The 9,216-nt window shown below is 68.7% G+C and carries 11 protein-coding genes; 4 read left to right on the top strand and 7 right to left on the bottom strand.

What is annotated here, in order from left to right; genetic code table 11:
• Positions 1 to 227: 227 nt before the first annotated feature.
• From ACFR9S_RS01740 to ACFR9S_RS01770, 7 genes are all read right to left on the bottom strand, one after another.
• Positions 228 to 1,214 (bottom strand): hypothetical protein, encoded by a 987-nt coding sequence (locus ACFR9S_RS01740; RefSeq protein WP_379731190.1) that lies wholly within the window; start codon positions 1,212 to 1,214, stop codon positions 228 to 230.
• Between the two features lie 220 nt (positions 1,215 to 1,434).
• Positions 1,435 to 1,764: a DUF7126 family protein gene (locus tag ACFR9S_RS01745; protein ID WP_379731189.1), complete on the bottom strand. Its 330-nt coding sequence runs from the start codon at positions 1,762 to 1,764 to the stop codon at positions 1,435 to 1,437.
• Entirely contained in the window at positions 1,761 to 2,678 is a 918-nt protein-coding gene (gene guaA / locus ACFR9S_RS01750; protein WP_379731188.1) for a glutamine-hydrolyzing GMP synthase, read from the bottom strand. The genes ACFR9S_RS01745 and guaA overlap by 4 nt, the downstream gene beginning before the upstream one ends.
• Positions 2,678 to 4,330, bottom strand: a complete 1,653-nt coding sequence (locus ACFR9S_RS01755; protein ID WP_379731187.1) for a CTP synthase — start codon at positions 4,328 to 4,330, stop codon at positions 2,678 to 2,680. Before ACFR9S_RS01755 ends, guaA begins: the two co-directional genes overlap by 1 nt.
• Positions 4,331 to 4,454: 124 nt before the next feature.
• Positions 4,455 to 5,438: a hypothetical protein gene (locus ACFR9S_RS01760; protein ID WP_379731186.1), complete on the bottom strand. Its 984-nt coding sequence runs from the start codon at positions 5,436 to 5,438 to the stop codon at positions 4,455 to 4,457.
• A gap of 54 nt (positions 5,439 to 5,492) precedes the next feature.
• Positions 5,493 to 6,797, bottom strand: coding sequence for a 5'-deoxyadenosine deaminase (locus ACFR9S_RS01765; RefSeq protein WP_379731185.1), 1,305 nt, complete (start codon positions 6,795 to 6,797; stop codon positions 5,493 to 5,495).
• A gap of 56 nt (positions 6,798 to 6,853) precedes the next feature.
• Positions 6,854 to 7,048: a XapX domain-containing protein gene (locus tag ACFR9S_RS01770; RefSeq protein ID WP_379731184.1), complete on the bottom strand. Its 195-nt coding sequence runs from the start codon at positions 7,046 to 7,048 to the stop codon at positions 6,854 to 6,856.
• 103 nt (positions 7,049 to 7,151) lie between these two features.
• On the opposite strand from ACFR9S_RS01770, the gene ACFR9S_RS01775 reads away from it, so the two are divergent.
• The 4 genes from ACFR9S_RS01775 to ACFR9S_RS01790 form a co-directional block, all read left to right on the top strand.
• The gene (locus ACFR9S_RS01775; protein WP_379731183.1) at positions 7,152 to 7,721 is read left to right on the top strand and encodes a peptidylprolyl isomerase; all 570 of its coding nucleotides are present in this window, start codon (positions 7,152 to 7,154) and stop codon (positions 7,719 to 7,721) included.
• Positions 7,722 to 7,847: 126 nt separating this feature from the next.
• Complete coding sequence (locus ACFR9S_RS01780; RefSeq protein WP_379817926.1) at positions 7,848 to 8,189, top strand: DUF5802 family protein; 342 nt, start codon at positions 7,848 to 7,850, stop codon at positions 8,187 to 8,189.
• A 119-nt stretch (positions 8,190 to 8,308) separates the two neighbouring features.
• Positions 8,309 to 8,446 carry a hypothetical protein gene (locus ACFR9S_RS01785; RefSeq protein ID WP_379733306.1) on the top strand — a complete coding sequence of 46 codons (138 nt, stop codon included), beginning with the start codon at positions 8,309 to 8,311 and terminating at the stop codon, positions 8,444 to 8,446.
• 40 nt (positions 8,447 to 8,486) lie between these two features.
• The coding region (locus tag ACFR9S_RS01790; RefSeq protein WP_379817918.1) for a Vms1/Ankzf1 family peptidyl-tRNA hydrolase at positions 8,487 to 9,216 on the top strand (730 nt) is incomplete at its 3' end.

Here is a 9,216-nt window from a genome sequence, read left to right on the forward strand (position 1 = left end):
CGGCCGCGCCGCTCGCGGTCGCGAGCTTCGGAGAAGGCGACACCGGTGGACGGCGTCGCACCGGACAACACGTGCACTCGACGACTGGGACGGCCATCCCGATGCCCCGCCTCTGACAGAGGGCACCCCCATCGTCCGCGCCGCCGGTCCACGCCGAGGCCGCCGCCTCCCTGCGGGAGGATGGGCGGCTGCGAAACCCACTGCGCCGCCGAACCGCAACTCAGCGGTTAGTTGTTGCCGTTCCCGTTACCGGGGTTGCCGTCCTCGTCCTCGTCGTCCTCCTCGTCGTCATCGTCCTCGTCGTCGGCCTCGCTCTCGGACTCCGACTCGTCGTCGCCCTCGTCGTCAGACTGGCCGGGCGCGTCGCCGGAGTTACCCGGCGCCTCGTCGTCGCTCTCGTCATCAGACTGGCCGGGCGCGTCGCCGGAGTTGCCCGGGGCCTCGTCGGAGTTACCCGGGGCGTCGTCGTTGCCGTTGTCGAGCTGCTCCTGAATCAGCTGGCCGAGGCTCTCCTCCTGATCGCCGTCGAGCCAGCCCTGGATGACGCCGAAGACGTTCTTCGCGCGGTCGGAGGCGTTCTCGTCGGGGCCGGCCTCGTCGTCGCTCTCCTCGACGAGCTCACCGTCCTCGATCGTGTACGAGAGTTCGAGCTCCTGCTCGCCGGCAGTGATCCCGATCTCGAGCTCCTCGCTGGCGTTCGTCTCGAACGTGAGCGTGCCGTCCGCGTCGGTCGTGCCCACGTCCTCGCCGTTGGCCGTGACCGAGGCGTTCTCGACGGCGCTGCCGTTCTGCGTGACCGTCAGGTCGACGGTGCCGTTGTCGTAGCTCACGTCGGCCGCGAGCTCGGACTCGTCGTCGTCCTCGTCGGACTCGCGAACGAGGTCGCCGTCCTCGATCACGTACTCGACCTCGTGCTCGATCCCGTCGCCTTCGAGCTCGATCTCGAGCTCCTCGGTGGCGTCCGTCTCGAACGTCAGGCTCCCGTTCGCGTCGGTCGCGCCGACGTCCTCGCCGTTGGCCGTGACCGAGACGTTCTCGACGGCGCTGCCGTTCTGGGTGACGCTGAGCGTCACCGTTCCGTTGTCGTAGGACGCCTCGACCGTCGTGTCGGACGCCGTATCACTGTTCTCCGCGCCTGTGGCCGTGACCGCCCCCGCACCCGCGGAGACGACCAGCGCTGCCACCAGCACCGTGAGCAGTTTCGTGGTGTTCATCGCATCCGTCCCGACGACCTACTCCCCCTTGAAGGGGTAACGCGCCAAACGCCGATTCCGGCGGTTTGAGTCCATCCTAAACCGAATTAAGTCGGGTTAACCGTCGGTTCCGAGACCGATCGGCTCAGCCGTCGCTGGCGGGCATGGATTCGCTTGGAACACGGTCGTGGGCGGCCGGGGCGCGCGGCCGCCGAAGGGGCGCGGAGCGCTACGAGAAGTGCTACGCGAGTTCGTCGACCAGCTCCTCCGCGACCGCCTCGGCCCCCAGCAGCGACGGGTCGACCACGAGATCGACGGTGCCGGCGACCGACTCCGGCAGCTCGCCGCTGCCGAAGCAGACCGTCCGCACGTCGGGGTTGATCTCCTTCGCGAGCGTGATCGAGATCCCCTCGGAGAGGTCGGTGAGCACGAACAGTTCGGCGTCCGCGATCCCCGCGTCCTCGAGCGCGTCGGCGAACACGGGGCTGTCGACCCGCGCGACGGTCACGCCCAGCGCTTCCAGTTCCTCGCTGATCCCCTCGGCGTCGGCGCCGGCGACGATCGCCTTCATTCGTACTCGATGGTCGCGGGCGGTTTGTGGGTCACGTCGTACACCACTCGCGAGACGTTGTCGTTCATCCCGGTGATCCGGCTCTGGATCCGCTGGAGCGTGTCCCAGTCGAGTTCCTGTGCCCGGGCGGTCATCCCGTCCCGGCTCTCGACGGAGCGGACGGCGACGACCCAACCGTGGACGCGGTTGTCGCCTTTCACGCCCGTCGCCTTCCCGAGCACGGCGCCAAAGGCCTGCCACGGGTCGTGCTCCTTCGTCTCCTCCTCGACGACGTGACAGGCGTCGCGGGCGACCTCCACCTTCTCCTTGGTGACTTCGCCGACGATGCGGACCGCCAGCCCCGGGCCGGGGAACGGCATCCGCTCGGAGATCACCGCCTCGAGGCCGAGTTCGCGGGCGACCTCCCGGACCTCGTCCTTGTAGAGGTCGCGAACCGGCTCGACGATCCCCTCGAAGTCGACGGCCTCGGGCAGCCCGCCGACGTTGTGGTGGGACTTGATGTTCCCCTCGCTCTCGATGCGGTCGGGGTAGATCGTCCCCTGCACGAGGTAGTCGGCGTCGGCCTCGCGGGCCTCGCGCTCGAACTCCCGGATGAACTGCTCGCCGATGACGTGGCGCTTCTCCTCGGGGTCGGTGACGCCCGCGAGTTCGGAGAGGAACCGCTCCTCGGCGTCGACGACCGTCAGCGAGTGCATGTAGGAGAACGTCTCGCGGATGCTCTCGGTCTCGCCTTTCCGCATCAGCCCCGTGTCGACGTAGACCGGCACCAGCCGGTCGCCGATGGCCTCGTACGCCAGCGCGGCCGCGACGGAGGAGTCGACGCCGCCCGACAGGGCGATGACGGCCTTCCCGTCGCCGACCTCCTCGCGGATCTCCTCGACCTTCTCGTCGATGAACGACTCGGGGTCGACCATCAGGCGCTCACCTCCGTTTCGGCGGTTTCGTCGCCCTGTTCGTCGAGGATCGCGTCGAGCAGGCCGACGAAGGGCGGGCTCGCGCGGTCGGGGCGGGAGCGGAACTCGGGGTGGAACTGTGTGCCGATGAAGTACGGGTGGTCGGCGCGTTCGACGATCTCCATACGGTTGTCGGCGTACCCCGAGAACGTTAGCCCGTCGGCTTCGAGCTGTGGGATGTACTCCGGATTCACCTCGTAGCGGTGACGGTGGCGTTCCGTACAGGAGGTGTCGCCGTACACCGCCGCGGCGAGGGTACCCTCGTCGATCTCTGTCTCGTGGGTTCCAAGCCGCATCGTCCCGCCCATCTCCTCGGTCTCGTACTGCTCGGGCAGCAGGTCGATCACGGGGTGGGGCGTGTCGGGTTCGATCTCGGTGCTGTCGGCGCCCTCGAGGCCGACGACGTTGCGTGCGTGCTCGATGACGGCCATCTGGAAGCCGAGACAGAGCCCGAGGAAGGGGACGTCGTTCTCGCGGGCGTAGCGCACCGCCTCGATCTTCCCCTCGCTGCCCCGGGAGCCGAAGCCGCCGGGGACGACGACGCCGTCGGCGTTCTCGAGGCGTTCGGCGTGGCAGTCGTCCATCTCGTCGGCGTCGACCCACTGCACGTCGACCTCGACGCCGCGCTGGATGCCGGCGTGTTTCAGCGCCTCGTGGACCGACATGTACGCGTCCTCCAGATCGTACTTCCCGACCAGCGCGACCTCGACGGTCTCCGTTCGGTCGCGGGTGACGAGGTCGCGCCATTCAGTGGACCGTTCCTCTTCGGGCAGCGCCTCGTCGGTCAGATCCAGCTCCTGCATCACGTACTCGTCGAGCCCCTCGCGCTCGACCATCAGCGGGACGTGGTAGACGTCCTCCACGTCGGGGTTGGAGAACACCGCGTCGGTGGGCACGTCACAGAACAGCGCGATCTTCTCCTTCGTCTTCGGGTCGAGTTCGTCCTCGCAGCGCCCGACCAGGACGTCGGGCTGAAGCCCGATCGACCGCAGCTCCTTCACGGAGTGCTGGGTGGGTTTGGTCTTCTGCTCGCCGTTCTTCGAGTAGGGGACCAGCGTGACGTGGGTGAAGAGGATGTCCTCCTCGTCCTCCTCGTGGGCGAACTGCCGCAGCGCCTCGAGGTACGGCATCCCCTCGATGTCGCCGACGGTGCCGCCGATCTCCACCAGACAGACGTCGCTGCCCTCCGCGGCCTCGCGGATGCGGCGCTTGATGTCGTCGGTGATGTGGGGGATGACCTGCACCGTCTCGCCGAGGTAGTCGCCGGCGCGCTCGCTCTCGATGACGTTCTGATAGACTTTCCCGGTGGTGACGTTGTGGTCGGAGGTCATGTCGACCCCGAGGAACCGCTCGTAGTTCCCGAGGTCCAGGTCCACCTCGCCGCCGTCCTTGAGGACGTACACCTCGCCGTGCTGGTAGGGGTTCATCGTCCCGGCGTCGACGTTGAGGTAGGGGTCGATCTTGACGGCGGTCACGTCGAAGCCGGCGTTCGAGAGGAGGCGCCCGGTGCTCGCGGCGGTGATGCCCTTGCCGAGGCCGGACATCACCCCGCCGGTGACGAACACGAACTTCCGTCCGAGGTCGGGGTCGTAGCGCTGCTGGTCCGTCGGCATACCGACCATCCCCGTCCCCCCGGCAAAACGATTTCGGAGGGACCCCGGGGTCGGTGGTGACTCCCGACCGATCCCGTCAGCGCTCCGAGACCGATCCCCGTCGATTCCGCTGGCGGTTCCGGGATCAGTCCCCCTCGATCCCGTCGATGGCGCCCCGGCTCCCGTCGGTGGCCGCGAACTGCCCCGCCGCCGAGGTCTGCCGGGAGACGGTCGTCACCCGGAGGACGTAGCTCGCGACGAGCAGGAACGGGGCGAAGGAGATTGCCTCGATCGCGGCGACGAGCAGGTGGCTCTCGGGCACCCACGCGAGGTAGTGGAGGAACGTCGCGGTCAGCGCGACCGCGGGAACGGAGGCCAACACGAGCCACCGCGAGAGGCTGGCGAACTCGGATTTGGTGTACAGCGTCTTGAAGTACTGTCGCGCCGCCGCGAAGTACTGGAGCAGCCGGAGCAGTTCGTCGATCGCCTCCTCGGCCGACGGCGAGAGCGCGTCGGCGTGCTCGGCGCGGATCCGCCGGAGATCGTTGATCTGCCGGTCGTGGTTGTAGTTCATCATCGCGACCGTCACGTCCAGCGGCGAGGAGGCGCCGTCGATCCCCTCGTTCATCCGGCCGGTCTCCGCGGCGAGGTCGTCGACGTACGCCGAGACGTTCTCGCGGGCGTCGATGTCGGCGGTCGCGATGTCGTCTTCGAGCCGCTGGGCGCGTTCGAGGATCTCCCCCGAGAGCGTCCGTACGAGCGGTCCGGGCGACGCGGGGACGTGCTCCTCGTCGACCACGCCCTCGAGCTGGCGGCGGAACTCGACGACGCTCTGGACCCGGCCGAACTGCTGGTCGAGGGGGTTCTGCTCGCCGGAGACGAACAGGGAGTTGATCGAGACGACGATCGAGAAGATCAGGAACGTGCCCGACAGCATCGTGTTCAGCAGCGGGACGGTCGCGTCCCGCCCGCCGAGGTGGTGGCCGTGAGGCAGCAGCGCGTGGCCCACGGGCGCCGCGAGCACGTAACCGACCAGCAGGACGACGGCCGTGACGTGCTGGCGGTTCCCCGTCAGCACCACCCACCGGAACAGGCGCGTGAACGGCCCCTCGTCCCGTCTGAAGCGCATGGTCGTTCTCTCGCCGCGCAGTTAGTTACCGCTTGCGACCCCGGACGCCGACCGTCAGATCTCGGCGAACAGCTCCTCGGCGTACGCCTGTGCGCGCTCGCGGATCGCGGCGGCGTCGACGCCGACGTGTTCGCCGTCCTCGTAGCGCACTCGGCCGTCGACCATCGTGAACGCCACGTCGTCGCCGTGGGCCGCGAACACGAGGTGGGAGACGGGGTCGTGGACCGGCGTCGCGCGCTCGCTGTCGGTCGTCAACCCCACGACGTCGGCTTTCCACCCCTCCCGGAGCGCGCCCACCTGCTCGAAGCCAGCGGCCTCGGCGCCGTTCTCGGTCGCCATCTCGAAGGCGGTCCCGGCGGCGACGGCGGTCGGGTCGTTGTCGTCGACCTTCGCGAGCAGGCTGGCCTGCCGCATCTCGGTGAACGCGTCGAGCGTGTTGTTGCAGGGCGGGCCGTCGTTTCCGAGGGCGACGGTGACCCCGCGGTGCAGGTAGTCCTCGACCGGCGCGATCCCGGAGGCGAGCTTCATGTTCGAGGACGGGCAGTGAGTGACGTTGGTGTCCGTGTCCGCCAGCACCTCGCGTTCGGCCTCGTCGGTGTGGACGCAGTGGGCCAGCACCACGTCCTCGCCGGTCAATCCCACTTCGTCGAGCCAGTGGACGTTCCGCATCCCGGTTTCGGTCTCGACGGCGGCGATCTCGTCCTCGTTCTCGCTGGCGTGGGTGTGGATCCGGACGCCGTCGTAGCGGTCGGCGAGTTCGCGGGCGCCGCGCAGGCACTCCTCCGTGCAGGAGACGGCGAATCTGGGAGTGACGGCGTACTGAATCCGACCGTTCTCGGTATCGTGGTACTGCCGGATCAGCGCCTCGCTGTCCCGGAGGGCCTGCTCGGTGGACTGTTGGAGGCCGTCGGGCGACTCCTTGTCCATCAGCACCTTCCCCATCCGGACGCGGATCCCGCGGTCGCGGGCAGCCTCGAACGCCTCGGCGGCGTGGTGGACCGAGAGGTGGTCGATCACGGTCGTCGTGCCCGAGGCCAAACACTCCAAATAGCCGAGGTCGGCCGCGAGCCGCATCCCCTCGGCGTCGAGGCCGGCCTCCATCGGCAGCACGTGGTCGAACAGCCAGTCGAGAAGTTCGGCGTCGTCGGCGACGCCGCGGCCGAGCGACTGGACGGAGTGGACGTGCGCGCCGACAAGCCCCGGGGCGACGATGTCGAACGCGCGGTGCTCGTGGGCCGGGAACCGCTCGCGGAGGTCGGCGGCGGGGCCGACGGCCTCGATTCGGTCGCCCGCCGTGACGACGGCGCCGTCCTCGATGGTCGTCTCGGCGTCGACGACGACCGTTCCGGTGAGTAGCATCCCCTGCGTGGGAGGGTGTGGAGGATTAAGAGGCTGACTATCGCCTACAGCGCCGGTCAGAGCCCCAGCGCCTCCAGCAGGTCGAACCCCCAGCCGAGGTGCGCCATCACGTAGTAGCCCACGTAGATCCCCACGATGGCGACGACGCCCGGGAGCGCCGGCGGTGCGGGGATCGGCAGTCGGAGGAACGTGAACAGCGCGCCGGTGATGATTCCGACCGCGAGAGCCGCGACGACGGCAGCGACGTTCATGGTTCCCGGAGCGACGCGGTCCGCGAACGTAAATGCGGCTATCGGCGGCAAGTACGCGCCGGGAGTCAGCAACGTTAACCGTCGCCCGGCCGGATTCACGGACATGAGCTACGAAGACGAGATGGAGAACCCCGAGAACCCCGTCGCGACGATCCACACCAGCCACGGCGACATCGTCGTCGAACTGTTCGAGCAGCGCGCGCCGACGACCGTACACAACTTCATCAGCCTCGCGACCCACGCCGAGGACTACGAGGACGCCGAGGTCGGCCCCGAGGGCGAGGCGTGGGAGGACGACGGCGAGAAGCGCGTCGACCCGCTGTACGACGACGTGGCGTTCCACCGCATCATCTCCGGGTTCATGATCCAGGGCGGCGACCCGACCGAGACCGGCCGCGGCGGCCCCGGCTACGAGTTCGAGGACGAGTTCCACGAGGAGCTCACCCACGACGGCCCCGGGATCCTCTCGATGGCCAACTCCGGCCCGAACACCAACGGCTCGCAGTTCTTCATCACGCTGGACGCCCAGCCCCACCTCGACGGCAAGCACGCCGTCTTCGGCCGCGTGATCGACGGGATGGACGTGGTGCGCGAACTCGGCAACGTCCCGACCGACCGCAACGACGAGCCGCAGGTCGAGGCGAAGCTCGAATCCGTCGATATCGACGAGTGACGGACCTGCAACCGCCGTTCTATCGATTTTTCTTTTCCCGAACCTCACGAGCGGCGTGTTTGCGCTCCACATAAGCGTTGCCGGCAAGGCTTATCCCTACTCGTGGTAGTTGTTCACATGCACAGCATGTTCGAGCAGTTCTCCAGCGGCTACTACCTGGGCGTGTTGTACGTCCAGCCGGGCGAAGAACGGGCCGCCCTCAACGTCGAGGACCACGAGGCGGTCAACCGACAGCTCTACGGCGACAGCGAGGGGATCGAGCGGCTCGACTCCCCGCTCGTGATGAAGCTCGACGGGACCCACTTCCCGGTACGGGGAGCCGAGGGCGTCCCGACGGGGACGCTGACGGTGCCCGAGTCGCTGGCCGACGACGACCTGCCGGCGCGCCGCGAGGTGCTGCTGGCCCGCCCCGAGCGCGCGGGGCAGCTGCTCAAGTACGGCGGCTGGGAGCCGGCGGACGCCGCGTAATCCGCCGACGGAAGCGGTTCGATCAGGGCGACGTACCGCCCCGGCGAGGCCACCCTTCGACGCCGTCGAGGGACCGAAAGCGGCCCATTACTTTAAGGCAGAAACACGGTAGTCCAGTCATGGCTACCCGACAACGCGCCAACACTGTCGTGGCTGAACAGCTTCAGGAGGCGCTCGACGCCGCCGAGTGCCCGGAGGTACGCTACCACATCCGGGAGTCGATGCAGCTGCTCCACCTCGACGACGAGGAGAACTGAGCCCCGAAGCTACAAACCCCTCCCAGCCCGCGGGTTCGGTATGCTCGACCGCCTGCTGGGCCGGCGCCGCCTGAAGGAGCGCATCGAGGAGCTCGAGGAGGAGTGTGAGAGCCTCCGGGCACGGGCCGAGTCGGCCAAGGAGAGCCGCGCCGAGGCCGTCAGCGCCCGTCAGGACGCCGAACACGAGATCAACAGGCTCGAAGACCGGATCACCGAGCTCGAAGACCGGCTCGACCGCGCCGAGGGCGACGGCGAGCCGGACTTGACGTTCCGCCACGAGGAAACCGCCAGCGGCGGCCGGGTCGAGGCCGTCGCCGACCGGCTGCGCAGCGTCGACGCCGGCCGCGAGGGCGCGCTGACCGCGTTCGTCGCCGACGACGAATCGGTGCCCGAGGCGGTCCGAGAGACGCTGGGCGACCGCGCCGGACTCGTCTCGCGGGCGGCACCCTGTCTGGTCTGTGCCGACGACGCCGGCCTCGTCGCGACCGCGCTCTCGCTCCCGGTCGAACCCGACCCGTTCGTCGAGTGGGACGACGGCTTCCGGGTCGATCCCGAGTGGGTCGGTCCGACGGGTCGGCTCTGCTTCGCGCTCGTGCGCTCGGACCGGTTCGCCCTCGGGGTGTACGAGGACGGCGAGCGCGTTGAGTTCGCGGGGTTCGAGAGCGACGTGATGAACGAACACTCGAAGGGCGGCTTCTCGCAAGGGCGCTTCGAGCGCCGCCGCGACGCCCAGATCGACGAGCACCTCGAGAAGGCCGCCGCGACCGTCG

Origin of the sequence: Halolamina salina (assembly GCF_042678005.1) — an archaeon.
GTDB classification, from domain to species: domain Archaea; phylum Halobacteriota; class Halobacteria; order Halobacteriales; family Haloferacaceae; genus Halolamina; species Halolamina salina.